Origin of the sequence: Haloarcula pellucida, from assembly GCF_014647235.1 — an archaeon.
Taxonomy (GTDB): domain Archaea; phylum Halobacteriota; class Halobacteria; order Halobacteriales; family Haloarculaceae; genus Haloarcula; species Haloarcula pellucida.
In genome coordinates this window covers 154876-178649 of the sequence record NZ_BMOU01000004.1, presented here as the reverse complement: position 1 = coordinate 178649, position 23774 = coordinate 154876, and the positions used below count along the sequence as shown (strand labels likewise).

The window sequence follows — 23774 nt, the reverse complement described above, 5'->3', positions numbered from 1 at the left end:
GTCAATATTATACTAATGAGTGAATCTACCAATCAGGATATGATCTTTGAAGAAGAGCGGATTGACCTATTACTTGATAATGCTGATGGAATCATAGAGCAAAAAGAGGAGATTAGGTCAGTATTTGAAGAAACTATTGGAACGGAACGCAAATTCAATAACTTTGATCTGTTCTTTCGGTATCTTAGTGGTTGTCTGTACGGAAAAGTGGACGAAGAGGAACAGGACGATGTTACAGAAGCTCTTTTGAATACTGTAAATGCTTTTTCTACGGATGCTGCTGACCGACTTTGTGAAAATGGTGAGAAGGGTCAAAAATTATTTGAGTTCATTACCGAACTAGAAGTTGAATATGGAGTTGATCTTGATCAGAGAACAAATCGAATTTACAAGGGTCATGACTGGTGGAGTAATATAAGAACTCAACCAGGATACCGTTCTGGCCGACCTCATTTCACCCACGAGATTATAAAAGACTATGATGAGCGTGTTGTGATTGGGACTGACGCTCAAAATACGTTAGTTCTTGCTAGACATCTGATTAATGAAGTTGAGAACGCTAGAACTGACCTTGGTGAAGATATTTTAGATTATATCGATCCTGAACTAGTCCGGAATATCAATGATCTCGCTGAAGAACTTGAGGACGCCGTAGTGGAATACAATAGCGAAAGTAACGAATCACCTGAGACTGAAGAATAATGCCGGAGGAGGCAGGTGGTGCGTCACCAAGGAGAGGGTTTAGATATCAAGATTTAGCTGCAGCATTCTATTTCCTTACTGATTATCCGGAATTCCTACCCAAAAAGCCAGAAAAGCTCCATATCGAACGATTCGATTCCGACTTCGCTTTTGTATTGGAAGATGACTGTGGTAAATCGCAGCACTACTTTGAGGTGAAATTTGTTGAAACTGGAGAGCTAAAGTGGGGAGGTAAGTTCAAGAGTTCGGTCTTTCCGGAATTTTATCGAATTAATTCCAAGCATGCTGAAAAAGGTGGAGAGGATATTGCGTTGTTCCATCTTGTTACAAATGGCGCTGCGGCTACTAGAGTTAATAATTTCATTGAAAATTCAGAATATCTCCGGAATGGTACACCATGGGCCACATTCAAGAAAAAATATAGCCGTAATGAACTGAGTAAGCTACTGTCTGGGATTCAGTCTAATAAAGAAATCAAGAACGACGGCGAAGTAATCCCAGCATCAGATGTAGATGACTTATATCGCACCGTTTGGGGACTCCATCTACATACACCGACTAAGGCTGAATTGGAATTGAAAATAGAAAAATATCTCCGAAGGTGCTCTCCTGCTCGGTTTAAAGAACCGATGAACCTAATCCTAGATGAAATAGCTGACACAGGGTCTGGCGTTCTTGAAAGGCGAGAACTGGAGGAGAAAGCACAGATATCACTAGATCCGCGAGACAGCGGAACATCTCCGTCTAATACGAAGAATCAGGAGGAGCTTCATTCAGAAGTAGAAGAGATCGGCTCATCTCGGTCAGAAAGTACTCCCAATACGCCTCAAATTCGACAAGAAAGAGAGAACGTCAGAGAGCTGGGTGAACGCTTAAAAAATCACCCGGAAACGGACCGAATTACTATAGAGGCGGCGACTGAGACAGTAGACGAATTATATGGAAAGCTTGAGGAAGAAGCGAGAGAAAAGTCTGCTACGGAGTCTCAAATCGGGCAACAAATTGATACTCTGTTAAAACAAACAGAACTCACATCTACAAGTCCCGAAGATCATGACTAGAATCACGTTTCAGTTTGTGCCTTCCTCCTTCATCCACACTGATGAGATTATATTAAAAAATCAATATACTGACTCAGCTTGTGTTGATTCAAATAATCTCGGTGTTACAACAATTGAACTGCAAGACGGTCGTCTCGACAAGGTTGCTTCCGGAAGCATTCGATATTCTGTCGATGACAAAGCACTCTCCGAAGACACGATTGAGCGAGTCTACGATGAGGCTATACAGACGCTAAACGAAGTTTTAGCTGAAGGTGGACATGATTACCGAGTGAGTCTTATCATTGGAGACATGGATTCATATGAACAATATTATCGAAATCGGGGTTCTATTTTGAAATTTGGTTCAAACGTCTTGGAAAGCGAAGACCCAGAATACACCGAACTCGATGAATTTTCAGTCAAAATCTCATTTGCAGCTGACGGTCGTCAGGTATCTGTATGACCTTTTCGCCGAGTGATTGACTTTTCTGCCATTTTATGATTGTCGCTGCTTGACACCTACCACTTATTTATTGTATATACTGGCACGGATACATCCTCATATCTGGAGATCTAACCCTTGAATATTTATGCTGTTCAACTAGTTGTGAAATTATATTGAAATCGAAACTCCCCGCGGTTCATCTGACGTTTAGTGAGTTAGAAGAGATAGAGGAAATTCTAGTTTCACAGACGACGCAGCCAAGATTAACCGTATCTGTTAAACTTGACCCTGTAGCAGAGATCTCGGCGCATTCAATCAGGCAATTTTCGCAAGAAGATATTGATTCGTTCGGCGTCGGTTACTCTATTGAGGTATCTGGAGATGAGGGAACAATCAAGATTTCAGGAGCAGCACGTCCCTATGAGAGTCATCAAATGCACTCTATTGGTGACTCCATATGGGTGAATGAGATTGAGACTCAAGTATTGGAATATTTTGACGAGAGAAAAACAAATCTCGGTAGAATACGCACCTATATTGCTGATGAAGGTGCTACTACGTTATCTATCTTTTTGGCCTTACTCGTCGGATATCAGATTGTCAGCGTCACTCCTGGGAAAATTATACATTATTATCCAACTGTTCAAGATTCAGTTGTTTTCATCTTATTGCTCTCAACATATCTTTCTGTTCGGTTTAGAGACTGGATTTTTCCTTATATTCGAATCAGTGGTGTAGAGTCAGTCTCTCCATTCAAGCGACTCAAGGAGATCTTCTACGCCTCAGTCTTTGTTACCGCCTTATTGATATTGGTTCGTTCAATCATTGGGCCTGGCCCTACAATCGTGTTTTAATTGTCTATCAGATGCCGATTATACTTTCACCGAGCCTCAGCACCTAGTTAAGTCCAACCACTCGGAATCTCTCCATGTATGGCAACTCAGGAAACGCCATCCTTCGACGACCTCGAACCGGTTGAAAGCAACTCCGACGACGACTACGATTCCGAGTGGATCGAACTCGAACCCGGAGAGAACGTTGTGGGCGTGATTCGTGATGTCGTCCCGAACTGCGGTCAGTACGACACCACCGTTATCGAACTCTCCCGTGGCATCGGTGACGTCGTCGCCATGTGGTCCAACAACCAGATCGACAACGCCCTCGACGACAACGATCTCGGTGAGGGAGATGTCGTCGGCATCAAGCACACCGAAAAGACGCGTACGTTCACGACCGACGACGGTGAGGAGCGGGAGTACGACGTGTGGGAAGTCCGGCAACTCGGTGGTAGCGAATGAGCTACCAGAAGCGTGCCAGCGGGATGATGGATGACTACCTGAACGTTCGCAACGCCCCGATTGGCCACCGTACACGCTCACGGCCGATTACGCCGTCATGGTGTCGCTCGGCGTGTGGGTCGTCGCGTTCGCTAGCTCGGAGCCCAAACGGTACCACTACCGTTCTTCGGCCGATTCGCACCATCAGTCGTTCGTGAACTCGCCGAACGCCGTGCGTTCGCTCACTCTCGGCGAGTCCTGGCTCTCCCGTCGTGACCACAGTCCCGAGCGGTGTGCACGTTCGTCGACGCCCGGCTTGGAACCGCTGCCAGTCACGGCGCCGAGTGGAGCGAGGCGATCGCTCCCGCTGGGACGACGGTCCGGCGCGCTCCGCCTCCTCTCACAGCCCGAACGGTCCGAGGACGCCGAAGTCGATGCGGAGCGATTCGATCATCGTCGCGGCGTGGCTCTGCATGAACACGTCGGCGCCGCGGAGTCGGTCGTTCCCCCACGTCTCCAGCGTGGCGTCCGCCGCGACCCGCGACGTCTCGTCTAGATACGCCGCGAACGTCTCCCAGAGGTTGGTTGGCTGGCGTTCCTGGACGACCTGCCCGAGGTCCACCGTGGCGATGGCCTCGCGGCAGTTCGCCTCCAGATCCGTAACGAACTCTCGCTGGGTCCGGACGTCCGCCGGCGTCCCGAGTCGAGTCAGGTGGCCGGCGACGAGCGTATCGAAGTCGTACTCGAGGATCTGATCGTGGGCCCTGATGTAGCCCGGAATATCTGACGACTCGGCGAGGTTCTGGAAGGGGATCCACCTCGGGAACACGACGTCGACGAACATGAGGACTCGGTGGGTTGGCGCGTGGATGAAGACGTTTCCGGCGGCGTGGTTCGGTCCGCGGTGTTCGAGTTCGAGGCGTTGGTCCCCGACTTCGAGGGTGTAGCTGTTGCCATCGACGTGTCGACGGTCGGGACGTTCCTGCTGACCGGCAGTGCTCGGAGTGGCGTTCGTTCTCGGACCGAACACAGTCGTCGGAGACGGGCGGTTGTCGTCACCGACCCGGTCGAGGAATCTGGCGGTCCCCACGTGGGCGATGTACTCGGCGTCGTCGGGGTAGAGCGTCGCAGCGCCGATGTGGTCCGCGTGGTAGTGGCTGTAGACGACGTGGGTGATCGGTTCGTCGGTCACCTCGTCGATCGCGGCGAGGATGTTCTGCCCGATGGTCGGGGGTGCGTCGACGACGACCACGCCCTCGCCCGTCGTGAGAAACAGCATCTGGTAGACGCCCTCGGTGATCCAGTAGATGCCGTCGCCGAGTGCCGCCACCAGATACCCCTTGTCGGGAATCTCCGGGTCTTCGGGGGCCGAAGTCTGTGCCGCGAGCGCGCTCGTCGCGTCTGAAAGGTCCTGTGCCGACACGGAACCGCTCAAGCCTGCCATCCCGAGCAGACCTGCCGCGCTGGCGGTGAGGTAGCTCCGTCGTGTGACGTCGGGGTCTACCGGACGATTGTTCCCCTGCATGGTGTCTCGACGACGAGTGACGCGCGCAAAGTTATGACCGAGATACCCCTCTCGTCCTGACGGTACCGGTACTGGACGGGGTCACGGGACGCGGATTACCGGCGTGAGCGAGACGGGTGGCGTGGCTCATACTGGTGGCTGTAACAAACTGAAGTAATTCGCCACCCGGGGTGGCGAATATCGTTACGAACGTACAGCCACCAGTATCACTCACAGAGTTGGCTCGGATTACTTCCGACGGAGTGCGGGGGAGACGAAGAGTCCGCCACCGCGGGCGAGACACGGACGGGTTACCCGACGGCCATCCACACGACGAGCGCTATCGTCGAGAGGACGACGGCGAACTTCACGCCCGCCATCAGGTTCACCTCGCGGATATAGCCGGCGATGAACGAGGAGAGGAGCGCCTGCAGGGTGACCGCGTGGAAGAACAGCATCGACAGGAGGTCGACGTCGACGCTGCCACCGAACCCGCCGCCGGGCGCGCCGGACCCGCTGGCACCGGAGGCCTGACTCGACAGGCCGGACATCACGTCGAGGAACTGCGTCTTCAGCAGCGCCATCACGCCCAGCAGGGTGAGGTAGGTCATGATGATGATGACCATCTGCATCCGGGTTCGGGACTTCCGCTCGCGCTCGATGTCGTCCTGATTCTCCGAGGCCTGTGCGGCCGTCGAGAGGACGTCCTGAATCTGGCTGGAGGCTTCCTGTGCCTCGGCGATGAGTTTCACCGTCCGAGCCAGTCGCGGGACGTGGTACTTGTTGTTGAACTCTCGGAGGGCCTCCTTGAGACTGGTGCCGTAGTTGACCTTCGCGTGCATCGTCTCGAACTCGTCTGAGAGCTTCCCGGCGGACGTCTCGGAGACGACTTTGATGGATTCGAGCAGGGTCATTCCGGTGTCGTTCGCCGAGGCGAGTTTCCGGAGGTTGTCCGAGAGGTTACCGATGATGGCTTTCCGCGAGCGCTGGTTCCACTCGTAGAATATCGTCAGCGGCACGAAGTTGATGTACATCGGGACGTACACCCAGAAGAACGTCCCCGGTACAGGCCGGTTGATCATCCCGTCGAGCGAGAGGGGGGCTTGCCCGAGGACCACGGCGGCGACGATCGAGAGGATAGAGAGCGGAATCGTCAGCCCCAGCACGAGCATCGGGTGGTCGCGGAAGAACAGGTGTGGCTTCTTGAGAATCTGGAGGAACTCGTAGGTCCCTTCGCGACTCTTCACGCGGTCGAAGACGGCGTAACTGCCGCTGTACTGCTCGACGAGACCGAGGTTGAAGACGCCGATGCCTTCGTCGACGACGATGTCGTCTTCGCTGGCGTCTGGCCGGAGGTACCCATCACCGATGGAGTCCTGCGTGACCGTCGAGACGAGCACCAGGAAGGCCATCCCGGTCAGCGGGATGAGACCGTAGACGGTGCCGTAGATGAGCCGCTGCTGGGCGTTGCCCATCATCGACATGATGACGAGGATGATGATGAGCAAGAGCGGGAACAGCGAGAGGGTCATGTACATCTCGCCGAACAGTTCCAGCGTCTCCAGCATCTTCTCTTGCTCCTGCCGGGCGGTCCGCATGTGCTTTTCTTTCTGGTCTTCGAGGAACGAGGTCATGTCCCCACCGGAGTTGATGATAGAGAGCATGTCGGTGAGGAACTGAGAGAGGCTGTCGGAAGGGGTTTCGAGCGCCTGATTCCGAACGGCCGTCCGATAGTCCGTATCGAAGTATTCGGTCTCTAGAACGATAGACTGGAACTCGTGGGCGACCTCTCCGTAGGTATCGTCGGCTTTCGCCATCGCCTGGAGGATTTCGAGTTGGTTCAGCCCACCCACGGAGAGGGCGTACATAAACGAGATGGAGTCCGAGAGGAGGATGTTGATCTCGCGCTCGCGAGCACTGGCCCGGAAGTACGGAATCGAAACGAGCGAGCCGAAGCCGATGCCGAAGCCGATGGCACCGAAGACGACGCCCGTCACGAGAATCAGGAAGGGGAGTTTCAGCGCATCGATGATGGCAAGCAGCGTCTCGTTCTGGATGACGACGCCGATGAACGTCGGCCCCTCCGAGCCAGTAAACAGGATACTGACGAGCAGGTACCCGAGCAGGGTGCCGACGAGCCAGAGTGCCAGTCCCGCGATGACGCCGACGGCGAGGGCACGTGCGAGGAACATCTCGACGTTGTCGGCCATCCGTGCCTCGGCGAGTTTCGTCTGCACGCTGTCGACGAAATCGCCCTCCTCGTCGAACAGCGTCTGGTAAGCGGGGTAGAAAGCGTCACCCAGAGCGCCACCGCTCCCGAGTTGTTGCTGGCCCTTCGTGTCGAGGCTCATCCGCTATCTGCCTCCTTCCCGGCTTTCGGGACGAACTGGCCGAAGCCGCCGGTCTCTTCTTCCTCTTTTTCGGCCTCCGCCAGTGCGTCGCCGTCCATCAGCGCCGAGACGATGTCGGTGGTGTCGCCGCTCGTGAACTGGTCGAACAGCGGGCCGGCGTTGTCCAGTACGCCTTTCGTCTCCTCGACCATCTCCGGTGGGGCGTCGGGCCGCGGGACCATCTCCTCTTTCTCGGGATCGATGTCGATCTTGACAGACTCCATCTCCCGGAGGTCTTCGAGCGACTGTTCGAGTTGGTCGTTGGCGATGAGTGTGAGGATGGTCTCCGGGTCGTTGATGAACGCCTGAATCGTCGCGGCGACTTGCGTGTAGGTGTTTAGCCCCTGTTCGATGAGGTACGCGAGGACGACTTTCCGCTTGAACAGTTCCTCGTCGAGTTTCTCCTGGGTCCACCCGCGGTCGAACTTGACCTCCTCTAAGGTGTTCGAGTTCCCCATCTGGATGTACTCGTCCGTCTCGGCGCGCCACTCGTAGACGTCCCGGACGTTGATTTCGTCGTTCTCGGCGGAGTACTCGTTGATCTCGGTCAGAGACTTGTTCCGGCGGACCTTGTTGCCGTCGACCCGCGTCTGGGTCTGGATCGAGACGAGGTCCAGCGCGGTAAACAGCGTCTTCGAGACGTTGATCGGTTCGGTGGTGAAGCGCTTGATGACCTCGCCGACGGAGTCGGCGTGGAAGGTGGTGTAGGTGGTGTGACCGGTCGACATGACCTGAAACAGGGTGCGACCTTCCTCACCGCGAATCTCACCCATGACGATGTAGTCCGGACGTTGCCGGAGTGCGGCCTCCAGCAGGTCGAACTCGTCGACGTCGCCGGTGTCGTCCTCGCCGAAGGAGGGGCGGGTGACGCTCGCGACCCAGTTGCGCTGGGGCAGTTCCACCTCGCGGGTGTCCTCGATGGAGACGATTTTCGAGTTCGAGGGGATGAACAGCGAGACGGCGTTCAGACTCGTGGTCTTTCCGGATGCGGTCCCGCCCGCGAAGATGAGCGACTTGTGATTCTCGATACAGAGCCAGAGGAACGCCATCTCGTCCAGCGAGAACGTGTTCCAGTTGATGAGGTCGATGGGCGTGAAGGGGACGTCCTTGAACTGACGGATGGTGTAGTTCGTCCCGTGGTCGGACACTTCCCGGCCGAGCGTCAACTGGGCACGCGACCCGTCCGGCAGCGTCGCGTCGACCTGTGGTTGGCGCTTCGAGATGCCCTTGCCCGAGCGCTGGGCGAGTTTGACGACGAAGTCGTCGAGTTCCGTCTGGCCGTGTTCGACGTTCGAGATGATCTGCTCGTAGTCGGTGTGGTAGACGAACACCCGGGAGTTGTACCCGTCACAGGAGATGTCCTCGACGTTGATGTCGTGTTTGATGCCGTCGATGCGGGCGTACCCGATGAAGTCCCGCTTGAGCATGTACAGCAGTTTCTCGACCTGGTACTCGTTGAGCGTCGCGGGGTCGTCCTCGAGAATCGCCGGTTCGGGCCGCGTCGAGATACCGTCGAGTTGCCCGGCCTCGTCCGGGTCTTCGGCCGCTTCGCCCATGTCGAACAGCTCTTTCACCTGGTCGAGGATGCCGCCGCCGTCGCCGCTGCCGGCACCGACTGTCCCGTCGTAGAGGTCGTACCGCGAGAGGAGGTTCTCGGCCTCTCGCTGGATGACCTCGGCCCGGTCGGCGTTCGACCCCTGAACGATGACCTCGTCCTCGGAGTACTTGATGGCCGTCTTGAGCTTTCCGGAGAGGAACTGCTTGAGGTCGTCCTCGATGGCGTTGAGGTACGGTTCGACGACGTAGTACTTCTTCTCGTTCTCCTTGCGGGAGTGGAAGATGACGACGCAGGCGTAGGGCTTGTTGACCCAGTAGCGCTCTAGCTCTTTGAAGTGAGACTTCTTGCTGTGTGGGACCGCCTTCTCTAGGTCGTACCGGTTGACGACCGTCGTGTGGCCGTGTCTGGTCGAGAAGAACGCGTCCTCGTCTAACTCCGGATTGACGTCGACGGTGTTCTCGTCGACGACGTCGACCAGTTCGGACGCGAAGTCGTCGGCCTGTGAGAGTCGGGTCTCGGTGTGGTCCGGATCGAAGCCGAGGTGCTCTTCGGCGTCGAACGGGACCACCTCGCCCTCCTCGTCCCGAGGGAGAGAGCCGTCCTCGTAGTAGTACTCTTGCTTGAAGTGTTCCCACGTGTAGGCGCCCTTCGTGACGGGCGTCGTCGAGGGGTCGAGATACTCCTCGAACGGCCCGTTCAGCGTGAGCGCCGTACTCGCTGCCGTCTCTAGCTTGTCTCCGAGTTGGCGTGGCTCGAACCCGAGATACTCGCTCCGGTCGAACCGACCTCCATCGTGGAACTCCCGTCGCAAGTCGTCCCACGTGTACTCCCCGACTGCCGCCGACTGGTCGGCACCAGTCCCACCCTCGCCGACCTGATTCGGCTCTGTCCCCCCTGTGTCATCAATTGCCATTATCTGTCATCTGCCGGTCGGCGTGAAAAAACTTATTGCCGGTGAATTGACCCACGATCCCCCGGACGGTGACCCTATGCTGCACGGTTTGACAGTGATTGTGGAGGAACTATCCTTAAGCTTTCGGCACCGCTATTGTGGTTGATAATTGGGTGTCCGCCCCGTCCCGAAACGGTTCTCGAGGCGCTACTGGAGGAACGACTCCATCCGGTTCATCGCCTCTTTGAGGTCGTCTAGCCCCGTCGCATAGGAGAGGCGAAGGTGGCCGTCCCCGCCTTCGCCGAAGGCGGTACCCGGCACGACGGCGACACCCTCGGACTGGAGCAACGACTCGGCGAACTCGCTCGCGTCGTCCCACGGACACTCGGGGAAAGCGTAGAACGCCCCCGACGCGGGGAAGCAGTCCAGTCCCATGCCATCGAGACGCGAGAGGACGTAGTTCCGCCGTCGGTCGTACTGCGAGGTCATCTCCTCGACCTCCTCCCAGCAGTTCTCCAGTGCCTCGATGGCGGCGTACTGAGCGGTGGTCGGCGCCGACAGCATCGTGTACTGGTGAACGCGGTTCATCGCGGTGATGGCCTCCGGCGGCCCCATCGCGTAGCCGAGTCTGAATCCGGTCATCGCGAAGGCCTTCGAGAACCCGTTGAACACGACGGTTCGTTCGCGCATCCCCGGGAGCGTCGCGATAGAGGTGTGGTCGTGTTCGTAGGTCAGGTCGGCGTAGATCTCGTCGGCGAACACCACGAGGTCGTTCTCCCGGCAAAAGGCCGCCACCTCGCGGAGTTCCTCGCCGGTCATCGTCGCGCCCGTCGGGTTGTTCGGGTAGCAGTAGACCAGCGCGTCGGCCTCGGCCGCGCCCGACTGTTCGAGCACCTCGCGGGTGAGTTTGAACTCGTCCTCGACGCGGGTCGGCACGTCGACGACGTCGACGCCGGCGAAGGTCGCACCCGGGACGTAGGAGACGTAACACGGCTGTGCGACCGCGATACTGTCGCCGGGGTCGAGCAGCGCGCGGAACGCCAAGTCGAGCCCCTCGCTCGCGCCGGCGGTGACCAGAATCTCCTCGTCGGGGTCGTAGGTCAGGTCGTGGCGCTCGGTCTCGTAGCCGGCGATGCGCTCGCGGAGTTCGCGCTTCCCGCGGTTGGCGGTGTAGGAGGTCTGGCCCCGTTCCAGCGAGGTGATGGCGGCCTCGCGGGCGGCCCACGGCGCGGAGAAGTCCGGTTCGCCGACGCCCAGCGAGATGATGTCGTCCATCTCCTCGGCCAACTCGAAGAACCGCCGGATACCCGACGGTGGCACCGCGTCGACTCGGTCTGCTGGCTCGAACGTCATGGCGAGACGGAGAGTCTGTCGTCGTCGTCGTGGTCGTCGAAGGTCATCCCCTGTTCCTTGTAGGACTCCATGATGTAGTGGGTGACCGTCTGCGTAATCTCGGGGATGGGCGCTATCTTGTCGCTGATGAAGTGCGACACCTCCCGCATGGAGTCGCCCTCGACTTCGAGGTCGAAGTCGTAGTCACCGCTGACGAGGCGCAGCGAGGTCACTTCGGGGAACTTCCCGATGCGGTCGGCGATGTCGCTGTAGTTGGTCTCGCGGTCCAGTGCCACGTTGAGTTCGACCGTCGCGCGCACTCGCTCCTCGTCGGTGTCGACGGCGCTCCAGTCGACGACGGCCTGATACCCACAGATGACGCCGGCCTCCTCGAACTCCTCGACGATGGTCTCGACCTCGCTCTCGGAGAACCCCGTCATGTGGGCGAGGTCCTCCGTCGTGTAGCGGGCGTTCTCCCGCAGCAGGTTCAGAATCTCGCGGCGACTGCTCATACACAGAGGCGGACGGTCCCGAACAAAAGCCTTGCTCAATGGTGAGACTGACTGGCACGCTTCCGGTCGGTCGCCGAAACCGACGCGAGGTTTAACTAGGTAGCGTCCTACGACTCGGCTGATGTTCGAGGAGGCCGCAAACGAAGAGACAGTCGAGACGGGGTGGGGGAACGTCGCGTCGTACGACGGCGCGCCGGCGGTCATCGACACGCTCCTGCGTCTCGACGCCGAGACGACGTACACCAAGACCGAACTGAGCGACGAGGCCGGTGTCCCCCTGAAGACGCTGTATCTCGATGGCACGTTAGAGCATCTCGTCGAGATAGGGTTCCTGGAGAAACACGAGGTCGAAGGCGACGAAGCGCTGTTCGGCGTCGCGACGGAGACGGACGTGTTTCGCGCCGCTGCGGCGTTCGACGAGGCGGTTTCGGCTCGATTGGCCGAGGAGGAGTGACCCCGCCGAACCACACCGTTCTTTGTGGCGGGCCGCACACCCTGCCCTATCGTGGTCTCTGACGCCCAGTCCCGTCTCGTCGTCGGCCTCGTCGGGGGGTCGCATCTGGTCAACCACGCCTACTTCATGCTGCTGCCGCCGATTTTCGGGCCGCTGAAGGCCGACCTCGGGCTGACCGACGCCCAACTGGGTATCGCACTGGGGACCGTCGGCGTCGTGGTCACGGCGCTCCAGTTGCCGTTCGGGTCGCTGTCGGACTCTCGGAGTCGGACCTCGGTGCTGGCCATCTCACTGACGTTCGGAGCGCTGGGTGCGATGCTCACCGCCACCGCCCAGAGCTACCGTTGGTTGCTCGTCGCGAGCGTCGTCACCGGAATCGGTATCGCCGGTCACCACCCGGCACACTACCCGCTCATCGGGGCGGCGACGACGCCAGACACCCGTGGCCGGGCCTACAGCGTCCACGGCTTCACCGGGGCGCTCGGCTTCGCCGCGCCGCCGGCCGTCGTCGCGACGGCGAGCACGCTCGGTGTCGACTGGCGCGTCGCCATCGGCGCTATCGCCGTCGTCGGCGGCGTCTACGGTGCCGCCTGTCTGCTCGCCTTCGACCGGCGCGTCGACGAGACCATCACCCATCCGACGAGCACCGAGCAGTCGCGTGACGCCTCGCTCGCGACGCGGGTCCGGAGCGAACTCCGGACCGTCCTCGCCTCGCCGCCCATCGTCGCGCTCACCGTCCTCTGGTTCGTCACGTCGATGGCCGGGTGGGGTATCAAACAGTACACGGCGACGCTGCTCTCCTCGGGCTACCCGATTCCCGACGCCACCGCGAACTTCGCCGTCTCCGCGATGCTCGTCACCGGCGCGGTGCTCATCTTCGCCGGCGGATGGCTCACCGATCGGTACTCGCCGGGGCCGGTGCTCGTCGGCGGCTACGCCGCGCTCGTAGTCGTCGCGGGCTTGCTGGCGCTCGGGACGCTCCCCGTTCTGGGGGCGCTGGCGCTCGTCCTCGTCCTCTCGGCCACCGTCGACGGCAGTCGGCCCGCCCGAGCGTCGCTGGCCGACGCCCTCTCCTCGGCGGACTCTGCGGGCAAGAACTTCGGCTTGCTCACCGTCGGTATCTCGGGCGGCGCGGCCGTCGCCCCGCCCGTCCTCGCCGTCGTCGTCGAACGCGCCGGGGTCGCCGCGGCGTTCTGGGTCGTGGCCGGCATCGGCGTCATCGCCATCGGCCTGACGGCCGTCGTGCTGGCCGTGGGTGGGTCACGAGCGATGGAGTCGGTCCAACTGGGGAACTGAGCGGGGTCCGTGGGCTTTTATCGAACGACGACGTAGCGTCGCCCACCATGGTTTCGCTCGACTCCGACTCCGACGTGCTCGAACGTGGCGACGCCGCACCGACGTTCGAACTGCCCGGTGCCGACGGGGCGACGTACGCGCTCGACGACTTCGCCGACTACGACGCGCTGCTCGTCGTGTTCACGTGTAACCACTGTCCCTACGCGAAGGCGAAGATTCCCGAACTGAACCGGCTGGCCGAGGCGTACGACGACCTCGCCGTCGTGGGCGTCAACCCGAACGACGCCGAGGCGTACCCGGACGACTCGTTCGAACGGATGCAGTCACTCGTCGAGAGCGGCGACGTGGCCTACGACGCGTACCTCCGCGACGAGAGGCAGTCCGTCGCGGCGGCGTACGGCGCTCGCTGCACGCCGGACCCCTTCCTGTTCCGGAACGACGGCGGGACGTTCCGACTGGCCTATCACGGTCGACTGGACGACGCCCCGAACCCCGACGACGAACCGAGCGACCGAGAGATGGCTGCCCACGTCGAGACGCTGCTGGCCGGCGACGAGATAACCAGCGCCGAGAAGCCGTCCCGTGGGTGTTCCATCAAGTGGACCGAGGGCAACGAACCCGACTACTGGGACGTCTAATCACCGACCCCGCTGGGCCGTCCGACTCGCCGCTGGGACCCAGCCGAGTCCGTCGAACGAACCGACAGGCACGCTTTTCGAGCGAAAACGCCCTCGCACACTCCTGACACGCCCCTCGCTCAGCTTTAAGGACCAGTGCGGCGATTGTCATCATGTACCATGAAGAAGCTCATCAACGACCCGGACGACGTGGTCGACGAGATGTTAGACGGGATGGTCGCGGCGTACCCGGACCGCGTCCGTCGGCTGTCGGATACGAACGTACTGGTCCGCGAAGACGCGCCGGTCGGCGGGAAGGTCGGCGTCGTCAGCGGCGGCGGGAGCGGCCACGAACCGACACACGCCGGCTACCTCGGCGAGGGGATGCTCGACGGCGCGGCCGCGGGGGAAGTGTTCACGTCACCGACGGCCGACGAACTGGAGGAGATGGTCGCCGCCGTCGACAGCGGCGAGGGCGTCCTGCTGGTCGTGAAGAACTACGAGGGCGACGTGATGAACTTCGAGACGGCCGGCGAGATGGTCGAGATGGAGGGGACCGAGGTGGCCGAAGTCGTCGTGAACGACGACGTGGCCGTCGAGGACTCGCTGTACACCTCGGGCCGCCGAGGGGTCTGCGGCACTATCCTCGTCCACAAGGCGGCGGGCGCGAAGGCCGCCGAAGGAGCGGACCTCGATGAGGTCCAGCGGGTCGCCCAGAAGGTGGTCGACAACGTCGGCACGATGGGGATGGCCCTGACCTCCTGTGTCACCCCGGAGAAGGGGGAACCGACGTTCGACCTCGGCGAGGACGAAATCGAACTCGGCATCGGCATCCACGGCGAACCGGGCGTCGAACGGACCGACATCATGGACGCCGACGCCATCACCGAGGAACTCACCGAGTCAGTGCTGGACGACCTCGATCTCGACGAGGGCCAAGAGGTCGTCACTATCGTCAACGGCATGGGTGGCACGCCGCAGATGGAACTGTTCGTGGTCAATCGGAAACTGCAGGAACTGCTCGGCGACCACGGACTGGAGACGTGGGACGCGTGGGTCGGCGACTACATGACCTCGCTGGACATGGCCGGGTGTTCCATCACGGTCTGTGCCGTCGACGACGAGTTGCAGGAGTTGCTCGGAGCGCCGGCCGACACCCCGGCGCTGACGGTCCGATGAGCGACGAGGGTGCCGCCGTCGTCGCCGCCGTACAGGCCATCGCGGAGCGGTTGGAAGCCGAACGGAGCTATCTCACCGACCTCGACTCGGCCATCGGTGACGCCGACCACGGAGGGAACATGGCCCGCGGCTGGAGCGCCGCCGCCGAGAAAGTCGCCGACCTCGACGACCCCGACCCGGCGACGGTAGTCAAGACAGCGGGCAAGACGCTCCTCTCGGAGGTGGGCGGCGCGTCGGGACCGCTCTACGGCGGGTCGCTCGTCTTCGCCAGTCAGGAACTCGACGGGGGCATCACCGCCGACACCGCGGTGGCGTTCGCCGAGACCTACCTCGAAAAAGTGCAGGACCGCGGCGACGCGCGAGTCGGCGACAAGACGATGGTCGACGCGCTGGTACCGGCCGTCCACACCTTCAAGAAGTCCGTCGAGACGGACGACCTGCCGCCGGTCGAGGCGCTGGCAAAGGCCGTCGCGGCCGCCGAGCGAGGCGTCGACTTCACGGTCCCCATCCGGGCCTCGAAGGGCCGAGCGTCGTATCTCGGGTGGCGCTCGGTGGGCCATCAGGACCCCGGCGCGACCAGCACGCTGTACATCATGGAGGAACTGTTGGACGCCGCGACGGAACACGTAGACGTGGCCGAGACGCCCGCCGTCGACGCCACGTCGCCGACGATTCCCGACGGCGAGGAGGCCGCCGAGGACTGATGGTCGGCCTCGTAATCGTCTCGCACAGTCGGAAAGCCGCCGAGGGGATCGCCGAGGTGGCCGCCGAGATGGGCGGGGACACCCGCATCGAACCAGTCGGTGGCGACGGACAGGGCGGGTTCGGGACGGTCCCCGACGACATCGAAGACGCACTCGCGGCCGCGGACGACGGCGAGGGCGTCGTCGTCCTCGTGGACCTCGGGAGCGCCGTGATGAACGCCGACGTCGCCATCGAGATGAGCGACGTGGACGCGGTCATCGCCGACGCGCCGGTACTGGAGGGGGCGGTCAACGCCGCCGTCGCGGCGACCAGTCCGAAGGCGACGCTGGACTCGGTTCGCGAGCAAGCCGAGGCCGCACGGGACGTGGACAAACTCTGAGACGGGTGGTCACTCGACGCCGTCGAGTCGGGCCACCACCGCCGCCCGCGTCTCGCAGGCCAGAATCTCGTCCGCGAGGGCCGCCGCCGTCTCGCTGTCTGTCTCGCGAACCCGCTGTTTGACCGCCGGGACGGTGACGGCGCTCATCGAGAGTTCGTCGAGGCCGAGGCCGACGAGCAGTTCGGTCAGGTCGGGGTCGCCGGCCATCTCCCCGCACATGCCGACCCACGCGTCGCACGCGTGGGCGGCGGTCACGGTCCGGTCGACGGCGCGGAGGACGGCGGGGTGAAGCGGGTCGTGGAGGTCCGCGACGCCGTCGTTCTCGCGGTCGGCGGCCATCACGTACTGCGTGAGGTCGTTCGTCCCGATGGAGAGGAAGTCGAGTCTGTCGGCCAGCGCCCCGGCCACGTAGGAGGCGGCGGGCGTCTCCACCATGGCTCCGAGGGCGGGTATCTCGTAGTCGACGCCTTCGGTGTCGAGTGTCGCGGCCACGGCCTCGATACGGCTCAGGACGTCCTCGACTTCCTCGACGCGGGCCACCATCGGCACCATCACCGCGAGGCCGTCGCCCGCGTCGGTCGCCGCCGCTCTGAGGAGCGCTCGTAACTGCGTCTCGAAGAGGTCGGCGTGGTCGCTCAGCGAGAGGCGGACGCCGCGCCGTCCGAGGAACGGATTGGGTTCCGCCGGGAGGTCAAGATACGGGACCTGCTTGTCACCACCTACGTCCAGCGTCCGGACGACGACGCGTTCGTCGGGGAACGCTTGCAGGGCGGCCGTGATGGCCTCGAACTGCTCGTCCTCGTCGGGGGGTGCGTCGCGGTCCAGAAAGAGGAACTCGGTGCGGTACAGACCGATGCCGTCGGCCCCACGCTCGGCGGCGGGGTCGAGTTCTGCCGGCCGACCGACGTTTGCGGCCACCTCGATACCGCGGCCGTCGGCCGTCGAGACGCGAGCAGCGACGACCGGTTCGTCGACGTCCGAAGCGGCCGCTCGCCGCTCCTCGTTCGGGTCGACGACGACCTCCCCCGCCTCGCCGTCGACCAGCACGGTCGCACCCTCGGTGACGTCGTCGAGGCCGTCACCGACGCCGACGACGGCCGGAATCGCCAGCGACCGGGCGATGATGGCTGCGTGGGAGGTGCGCCCGCCGGTCACCGTCGCGATGCCGGCCACCGCGTCGGGGTCCAGTGCCGCGGTGTCGCTGGGGGTGAGTCGGTCGGCCAGCAGGACCGTCCCCTGGGGGAGCGACCCGAGGTCGACGGCCGCGACGTCGAGCAGTGCCCGCAGGAGGCGGTCACGGACGTCCCGCAGGTCGTCGGCGCGTTCGGCCATCCGTCCCTCCATCCCCTCGAACTGCGCGATGGCGTCCGCGTAGGCGTCGGAGACGGCGTGTTCGGCGGGGCTTCCATCGTCGATAGACTCCTCGATAGCGTCGACCAGTTGCGGGTCGTCGAGGAACTGCTCGTGGGCCTCGAAGACGGCGGCCTCGTCCTCGCCGACGGACTCTGCGGTCCGGTCGCGGGCGGCCCGGATGGCCTCGCGGGCGTCGCGCTGTGCGCGTTCGAAGCGCTCGCGTTCTGCCTCCCTGTCGACGGACGCGGGGTCCGGTCGCGCCGGGAGTTCGAGCGCCGTCGGTCGGTACCAGCGGGCGGTCCCGACGCCCGACAGCGGCGTACTGCCGACACCGGTGAGCGCCCTCACGAGGCCTCGCCCCCTTCGTCGACTGGCGTCGTCAGCACCGTTTCGAGGGCGTCGAGCGCGTCGCTCGCGTCCTCGCCCTCGGCGACGATGCGGACGGATTCGCCGTGTTCGACGTTGAGGCCGGTGACTGCGAGCATACTGCTCGCGTCCACCATGCCGTCCTCGCCGTCGTCGGCCCGGCCGACGGTGACGGTGGCGTCGTACTGGTTGACGGTCTGGACGAACTTCGAGGCCGGGCGGGCGTGCAGTCCGGCCTCCGGGACGACGTCGACGGTGCGCTCCATACGCCCCAATGGTGTGCGTGAACTATTACCGTGTTGGCGCCACCGAACCGTTTAGTCCTCCCCTCCCGTCGGGCACTGGTGTGAGTCGTCCAGTCGGGTATCTGTCGCTCGCGATGGCCGTCGTCTGTGCCGGCGGCGTCGCACTCGTCCGGCGAGTCGGTGTCGAAGGGAGCGTTCAGGGCATCGCAGTCGCTTTCCTCGTCGTCAAACTCCTCTCGCTCGCGGCCGTCGGGTTCGCCACGTACGGCTGTTACCGCATCCTGCTGAGTGTCTACGACCGTCGGACGGCGGACAAGCGCCGCCGGCACGACGCGAAGAACCTCTTCCGGTTGGGATTCGGCGCGGCCGGGACGCTGGCCGCGCTCGGGGTCGCCACCGAGCAGTGGGTCGGACTCCTGTTCTCGCTGGGTATCGTCGGGTTCGCGGTCACCTTCGCGCTCCAGCAACCCCTGTTCTCGCTCATCGGGTGGCTGTACATCATGGTCAAGCGGCCGTATCAGGTCGGTGACCGCGTCGCCATCGAGGACTCGAAGGGCGACGTGGTCGAGGTCTCCTTCCTCGTGACGACGCTGTGGGAGATAAACGGGGACCTCGTCTCCTCGAACCAGCCGTCCGGACGGACCATCACGCTCCCGAACAGCGTCGTCCTCTCCTCGCACGTCAAGAACTTCACACAGGAGGAGTTCCCGTTCGTCTGGAACGAACTCGCGGTGCAGGTGGCCTACGAGACGGACTTCGAGTTCGCCACCGAGACGATGCGGAGCGTCGCGGACGACTATTTGGGCGACGAGATGGCCGCCCGAATCGGCCGGTATCGGGAGCGCCTCGACGAGACACCGGTGGAACTGGAGGTGCAGGACCGGCCGACGGTCAACGTCGTGCAAGAGGAGTCGTGGGTGGAGTTCCGCCTGCGGTATCTGGCCCACCCGCGACGGGGACAGCGAGTGAAGAACGAACTGTACCGGCGCATCCTCGCGGCGTTCAACGAACACCCCGACCGGGTGAAGTTCCCCGTCAGTCGGAACCGGTGAGGCGAGACTTTACCCTCTACCCGGTCGGACGCTTCCCTATGGACGAGACGCCGCTGCCGGACGTGACCGAACAGTTCGCCCGAACGCTGGCCCCCGACCGAGACGAGGTCATCGCCGAGATGGATAAAAAGGCCGACCGCGAGGGGTTTCCGACGGTCGGGCCCGCCGTCGGGGGGTGGCTCAGGATGCTCGCCCGCATGACCGACGCCGACCGCGTCTTCGAGTTCGGCTCTGGCTTTGGCTACTCGGCGTACTGGATGGCCCCGGCGATCCCCGCCGACGGCGACATCGTGCTGACGGAGATCGACGCCGACGAACTCGACGAGGCCCGGGAGTTCCTCGCACGCGGGGGCTACGCCGACCGGGCGTCGTTCGAACACGGCGACGCCATCGAGGTGGTCGAGACGTACGACGGCCCCTTCGACGTGGTGCTGATAGACAACGAGAATGACCGGTACGCCGAGGCGTTCGCGGCCGTCCGAGAGAAGGTGCCGGTCGGCGGCGTCGTCGCCGCCGACAACGTCGTCGAGGCCGGAACGCTGGACTTCGAGGCGGTTCGAGCGCTCCTCGCCGGCGAGGACGTGGACGCCAACGCGACGAGTCGCGGCATCGCGACCTATCTCGAACGGGTGCGGGACGACCCGGACTTCGAGACGGGGTTGTTACCGCTGGGCGAAGGCGTCGCCGTGAGCGTGAGGGTGGCCTGAAAATTCATGCCATCGGCTCGGCCGACCCGAAGAATGATTCGTGTCCGTGTCGATAGTTCACGTACACCATGGCAGAGAGTGGTTCGGATTCCACGGCGGACGTGTTCGGGCTAGACGGTGCCGTCATCGACCGGACGGCCGAGAAAGCCGAGATGGAGACAGACCGGTTGGTGGGGGCACTCGACATCCTCCACGCCGAACTCATCGGCCGACACTCGAACCTCGAACGTACCACGGAGTACGTCACGGAGGGCGGCGTCCGTGCGTACCGCGTCGAGGAACCCGTCTGGGACGACTTCCTCGACGAGTTCGACTTCGAGTCCACCACCGAGGCCGCCGTCCGCTACTCCCACACCGAACAGGCCAGACTCCTGTTTGCGAAGTCGGTGCGCGGCGACGACCACTTTGGACCCCGCGAGGAGGGCGTCGTGGTCGGTATCGACACGGCCGAACAGTTCTGACGGCTCTCATTCTCGCCTGCGAAAATGGGGGTGCATAGCTTATGTGGCAGGCCCGGCAAGTCAGCGCCAACCGACCACACATGAGTTTGATGATAGATATCCGGAAGCTCGGGCTGTTCAATCAGATGGCCAAGGAAGGGGGAAATACCGTCGCCAACCACCTGAGTCAGATGACTGGGATGGAGACGGAAATGGAGATAACGAAGATCAACTTCATCGACATTCCGGACATCAAGACCCACGTCGGCGACGAGAAGCAGATCGGCATCAGCATCGAGATGGTCGAGAAACCCCACGGCCACATCCTCTTTCTGTTCAACGCCCGAAACGCGAAGGACCTCGCACACGGTATGATCGGCGACATGGGCGAGACGGACCCCAACGCGAACGGCTTCACCGACATGGAGCGGTCGGCGATTCAGGAGATCGGCAACATCATGACAAGCGGGTTCATCGACGGGTGGGCGAACGTCTTAGAGACGACCATCGACATCTCGACGCCGAACTTCACGTTCGGTCCCGGTAGCGGGATGGTCGACCAGTTGGTCGGGGACCGAGACAACGAGATGGCGCTGATGTTCGACTCGCGGGTGCACGCGCTCGACGCCGACATCAACGTGAAGGTGTACACGTTCCCCGAACTCGAGGAACTGGTCGACCTGATGCAACAGATCGAGGTCTGAGACGAGAAACAACTGCTATTCCCTCACGATTAATTTACTTGCTTTCTTGTAGTATGCGCTCTATCCACACGGTATGCCAGGTGGCTCAGCTCAGACCCTGCGACCCTTCCTGTGGCGCGCGGACCAACTGTACCCGGACACGGAAATCGTCTCTCGTACACACGAGGGTATCGTCCGCTACGACTACGACGAGTTCGCCGACCGGGCCGCCCAGTTAGCCAACGCGCTGGACGCGGCGGGCTACGGCGACGGCGAGCGAATCGGAACGTTCTGCTGGAACCACCACCGGCACTTCGAGACGTACTTCGGGATACCGGGGATGGGAGCCCAACTTCACACTATCAATCCGCTCCTGCCGGATAAGCACATCCAGTACATCGTCGAGAACGCACAGGACCGGACCATCTTCGTCGACCAGTCGCTCCTGCCGAAACTCGAAGGCGCAGTGGCAGACGACGCCGAACCGTTCGAATCCGTCGAGCGTTTCGTAGTGATGGGGGAGTCGGTCCCGGACACGGAGTTGGACGCGGTCGCCTACGAGTCGTTCGTCGGCGACCAGCCGACGACCTACGACTGGCCAGACCTCGAAGAGGACCGCCCCGCGGGGCTGTGTTACACCTCCGGGACGACGGGCCGACCGAAAGGCGTCGAGTACACCCAGCAGATGCTGTGGAGTCACACGATGGCCATCCAGTCCCCGCAGGGGATTCCGCTTTCCGACGACGACGTGATGATGCCCGTCGTCCCGATGTTCCACGTCAACGCGTGGGGCCTGCCGTTCTCGGCGACGGCCGGCGGTGCCAAACACGTCTACCCCGGCCCCCAGCCAGAACCGGCGGATCTCGCTCACCTCATCGAAGAGGAGGGCGTCACTGTCACCGCCGGCGTCCCGACGGTGTGGCTCGGCCTGATGGAGTACGTCAAGGAAAACGACGTGGATCTCTCCTCGCTCGAGCGACTCGTCGTCGGCGGAAGCGCCGCGCCGGAGGCGATGATTCGCTTCTTCGACGACCACGACGTCGAACTCGTCCACGCGTGGGGGATGACGGAGACGGCACCGGTGGGAGCCGTCGCCCATCTCAAATCGGACCTCGAAGACGCCGACTACGAGACGCAACTCCAGAAGCGGTCGAAACAGGGGCTTATCGCGCCCGGACTGGAGTATCGAGTCATCGACGACGACGGCGACGAGGTCCCACACGACGGCGAAGCGTTCGGCGAACTCCAGATTCGCGGCCCGTGGGTCACGACCGAGTACTTCAAGCGTCCCGAAGCCAACGAGTCAGAGTTCGAGGACGGCTTCCTGAAGACCGGAGACGTCGTCTCCGTCGACGAGGACGGCTACATCAAGATCGTCGACCGGGCGAAAGACGTCATCAAGAGCGGTGGCGAGTGGATCTCTTCACAGGAACTGGAGAACGCGCTGATGGCCCACGACCACGTCTCGGAGGCGGCGGTCATCGGCGTCCCCCACGAGCGCTGGCAAGAACGACCGCTCGCCCTCGTCGTCCCGACCGAGGACGCAGACGCCGACTCGCTGGCCGACGAGTTGCGCGAACACATCCTCGAAGAGTACCCCAAGTGGTGGGTGCCGGACAACGTCGTCATCATCGACGAAGTGCCGAAGACGGCGACGGGGAAGTTCAACAAACAGGCGTTGCGTGAGGAATACGCCGACGAATCGCTCGTCGAAGGCCGCGTTCCCGAGGACGCGTCACCGGAGTAAGCCACAGTCCTTCGACGGCCGTCTCACTGGACGCCGGCGACCAGCGAGCGCACTTCCTTGCGGTATGCCTCCGGTTCCAGACCGAGGTCGATGTCGACGGTGACGCTGATGCCCTCGCTCAGGTCGCTGTCGATGCTCTGCTCGAAGTTCTCTTCGGGGTAGGCGCCGCCGGACACCAGCACGTAGTCCCCGTGGTGCCACACCGCCAGTATCGCGCTGATTCCGATATCTGTGGGTGGTATCTCGACGCGCTCGGTCTCGCTGATGTCGAAGCTGATGCCCTCGAACGGGTAGACGGCTCCGAGATTCACCGTCTCGGCTGTCTCCCCGGTGTCGATATCGACGCTCCCGGTTCCAGTCCGCTCGATGCTCGTTAGCCCCTGATTTTCCATCTGCCGTTCGAACTGGTCGCGGGCGTTGGCCTGCACCTGATCGACGATTTGTGCCTGCCCGACACCCGCCGGAAGGTTGTCCAGATTCGGACTGAAATCGATGCGCGATGCGAACCAAACCGACAGCGCCGTCTCCATCCGCCCGAGCGTCCTGTCGGCGACCGTCTGTTGCAGTGCCACGTCCTGATACTGGAGGGTGTGCTGGACCGCTTGCAGGGTCACCGGTCCGTACGACTCTTCGAGGACGGTGCCGCTGTTCTCTCCGGATTGCTCCCAACCGCCCGATTCGAGTCGGTCGGAGGGAACCGACGGCTTCGGCGTCTCTGCGGCCGCAAAGAAGGACGAACACCCGCTCATTGCGGCGGCGCCGACGCTCGCTCCGACGGCCAGATAGTCACGTCGATCCATATCGTTGCCTCGTTGGTACCATCAAAAAGCATGCTGGCCCAATTATCAGGAACTTCGGGAAAACAACTTCAGAGGGGTTTCTGTGAGTTCCACGAG

General features: G+C 62.0%; 24 protein-coding genes. 16 read left to right on the top strand and 8 right to left on the bottom strand.

Features of this window, described 5'->3' with window-relative positions:
- Window positions 1-15: 15 nt before the first annotated feature.
- The 5 genes from IEY28_RS12965 (at window position 16) to IEY28_RS12945 (ending at window position 3488) form a co-directional block, all read left to right on the top strand.
- Complete coding sequence (locus IEY28_RS12965) at window positions 16-702, top strand: hypothetical protein (protein WP_188998315.1); 687 nt, start codon at window positions 16-18, stop codon at window positions 700-702.
- The gene (locus IEY28_RS12960) at window positions 702-1763 is read left to right on the top strand and encodes a GumC domain-containing protein (protein WP_188998312.1); all 1062 of its coding nucleotides are present in this window, start codon (window positions 702-704) and stop codon (window positions 1761-1763) included. The genes IEY28_RS12965 and IEY28_RS12960 overlap by 1 nt, the downstream gene beginning before the upstream one ends.
- Complete coding sequence (locus tag IEY28_RS12955) at window positions 1756-2208, top strand: thiamin pyrophosphokinase (protein WP_188998308.1); 453 nt, start codon at window positions 1756-1758, stop codon at window positions 2206-2208. Before IEY28_RS12960 ends, IEY28_RS12955 begins: the two co-directional genes overlap by 8 nt.
- 155 nt (window positions 2209-2363) lie before the next feature.
- Entirely contained in the window at window positions 2364-3044 is a 681-nt protein-coding gene (locus IEY28_RS12950; RefSeq protein ID WP_188998306.1) for a hypothetical protein, read from the top strand.
- Between the two features lie 78 nt (window positions 3045-3122).
- Entirely contained in the window at window positions 3123-3488 is a 366-nt protein-coding gene (locus IEY28_RS12945) for a hypothetical protein (RefSeq protein ID WP_188998304.1), read from the top strand.
- A gap of 379 nt (window positions 3489-3867) precedes the next feature.
- On the opposite strand, the gene IEY28_RS12940 is transcribed toward IEY28_RS12945, so the two are convergent.
- From IEY28_RS12940 to IEY28_RS12920, 5 genes are all read right to left on the bottom strand, one after another.
- Window positions 3868-4992 (bottom strand): MBL fold metallo-hydrolase, encoded by a 1125-nt coding sequence (locus IEY28_RS12940; RefSeq protein WP_188998301.1) that lies wholly within the window; start codon window positions 4990-4992, stop codon window positions 3868-3870.
- 290 nt (window positions 4993-5282) lie between these two features.
- A complete protein-coding gene (locus tag IEY28_RS12935; protein WP_188998299.1) occupies window positions 5283-7322 on the bottom strand; it encodes a type II secretion system F family protein in 2040 nt (679 codons plus the stop codon).
- Window positions 7319-9832, bottom strand: coding sequence for a type II/IV secretion system ATPase subunit (locus IEY28_RS12930; protein WP_188998297.1), 2514 nt, complete (start codon window positions 9830-9832; stop codon window positions 7319-7321). Before IEY28_RS12930 ends, IEY28_RS12935 begins: the two co-directional genes overlap by 4 nt.
- Before the next feature lie 186 nt (window positions 9833-10018).
- The gene (locus IEY28_RS12925) at window positions 10019-11164 is read right to left on the bottom strand and encodes a pyridoxal phosphate-dependent aminotransferase (RefSeq protein ID WP_188998294.1); all 1146 of its coding nucleotides are present in this window, start codon (window positions 11162-11164) and stop codon (window positions 10019-10021) included.
- Window positions 11161-11655 carry an Lrp/AsnC family transcriptional regulator gene (locus tag IEY28_RS12920; RefSeq protein ID WP_188998290.1) on the bottom strand — a complete coding sequence of 165 codons (495 nt, stop codon included), beginning with the start codon at window positions 11653-11655 and terminating at the stop codon, window positions 11161-11163. Before IEY28_RS12920 ends, IEY28_RS12925 begins: the two co-directional genes overlap by 4 nt.
- Window positions 11656-11776: 121 nt before the next feature.
- Between IEY28_RS12920 and IEY28_RS12915 the strand changes: the two genes are divergently transcribed.
- From IEY28_RS12915 to dhaM, 6 genes are all read left to right on the top strand, one after another.
- On the top strand, window positions 11777-12109 hold the full coding sequence (locus tag IEY28_RS12915) for a hypothetical protein (protein ID WP_188998287.1): 333 nt from the start codon (window positions 11777-11779) through the stop codon (window positions 12107-12109).
- A 51-nt stretch (window positions 12110-12160) separates the two neighbouring features.
- Window positions 12161-13405, top strand: a complete 1245-nt coding sequence (locus IEY28_RS12910; RefSeq protein WP_188998284.1) for an MFS transporter — start codon at window positions 12161-12163, stop codon at window positions 13403-13405.
- Window positions 13406-13452: 47 nt separating this feature from the next.
- Window positions 13453-14043, top strand: a complete 591-nt coding sequence (locus IEY28_RS12905; protein WP_188998278.1) for a thioredoxin family protein — start codon at window positions 13453-13455, stop codon at window positions 14041-14043.
- A 159-nt stretch (window positions 14044-14202) separates the two neighbouring features.
- Complete coding sequence (dhaK, locus tag IEY28_RS12900) at window positions 14203-15201, top strand: dihydroxyacetone kinase subunit DhaK (protein WP_188998275.1); 999 nt, start codon at window positions 14203-14205, stop codon at window positions 15199-15201.
- Complete coding sequence (gene dhaL, locus IEY28_RS12895; RefSeq protein ID WP_188998272.1) at window positions 15198-15905, top strand: dihydroxyacetone kinase subunit DhaL; 708 nt, start codon at window positions 15198-15200, stop codon at window positions 15903-15905. Before dhaK ends, dhaL begins: the two co-directional genes overlap by 4 nt.
- Window positions 15905-16285 carry a dihydroxyacetone kinase phosphoryl donor subunit DhaM gene (gene dhaM, locus IEY28_RS12890; protein WP_188998269.1) on the top strand — a complete coding sequence of 127 codons (381 nt, stop codon included), beginning with the start codon at window positions 15905-15907 and terminating at the stop codon, window positions 16283-16285. The genes dhaL and dhaM overlap by 1 nt, the downstream gene beginning before the upstream one ends.
- A gap of 9 nt (window positions 16286-16294) precedes the next feature.
- On the opposite strand, the gene ptsP is transcribed toward dhaM, so the two are convergent.
- Window positions 16295-17986: a phosphoenolpyruvate--protein phosphotransferase gene (gene ptsP / locus IEY28_RS12885; protein ID WP_188998264.1), complete on the bottom strand. Its 1692-nt coding sequence runs from the start codon at window positions 17984-17986 to the stop codon at window positions 16295-16297.
- Window positions 17983-18270, bottom strand: a complete 288-nt coding sequence (gene ptsH1 / locus IEY28_RS12880) for a phosphocarrier protein HPr (RefSeq protein ID WP_188998258.1) — start codon at window positions 18268-18270, stop codon at window positions 17983-17985. Before ptsH1 ends, ptsP begins: the two co-directional genes overlap by 4 nt.
- 80 nt (window positions 18271-18350) lie before the next feature.
- Between ptsH1 and IEY28_RS12875 the strand changes: the two genes are divergently transcribed.
- The 5 genes from IEY28_RS12875 to IEY28_RS12855 all read left to right on the top strand — a co-directional run bounded on the left by IEY28_RS12875 (window position 18351) and on the right by IEY28_RS12855 (window position 22878).
- Window positions 18351-19301 carry a mechanosensitive ion channel family protein gene (locus IEY28_RS12875; RefSeq protein ID WP_188998254.1) on the top strand — a complete coding sequence of 317 codons (951 nt, stop codon included), beginning with the start codon at window positions 18351-18353 and terminating at the stop codon, window positions 19299-19301.
- Between the two features lie 38 nt (window positions 19302-19339).
- Complete coding sequence (locus IEY28_RS12870) at window positions 19340-20008, top strand: O-methyltransferase (RefSeq protein ID WP_188998252.1); 669 nt, start codon at window positions 19340-19342, stop codon at window positions 20006-20008.
- Between the two features lie 68 nt (window positions 20009-20076).
- Window positions 20077-20469 carry a DUF8048 family protein gene (locus IEY28_RS12865; protein ID WP_188998247.1) on the top strand — a complete coding sequence of 131 codons (393 nt, stop codon included), beginning with the start codon at window positions 20077-20079 and terminating at the stop codon, window positions 20467-20469.
- Between the two features lie 80 nt (window positions 20470-20549).
- Window positions 20550-21152 (top strand): chemotaxis protein CheC, encoded by a 603-nt coding sequence (locus IEY28_RS12860; RefSeq protein WP_166971279.1) that lies wholly within the window; start codon window positions 20550-20552, stop codon window positions 21150-21152.
- 73 nt (window positions 21153-21225) lie between these two features.
- A complete protein-coding gene (locus tag IEY28_RS12855; protein ID WP_188998244.1) occupies window positions 21226-22878 on the top strand; it encodes a long-chain fatty acid--CoA ligase in 1653 nt (550 codons plus the stop codon).
- Between the two features lie 23 nt (window positions 22879-22901).
- Here IEY28_RS12855 and IEY28_RS12850 read toward each other — a convergent pair whose 3' ends face one another.
- The gene (locus IEY28_RS12850) at window positions 22902-23678 is read right to left on the bottom strand and encodes a DUF6517 family protein (RefSeq protein ID WP_188998240.1); all 777 of its coding nucleotides are present in this window, start codon (window positions 23676-23678) and stop codon (window positions 22902-22904) included.
- Window positions 23679-23774 lie beyond the last annotated feature (96 nt).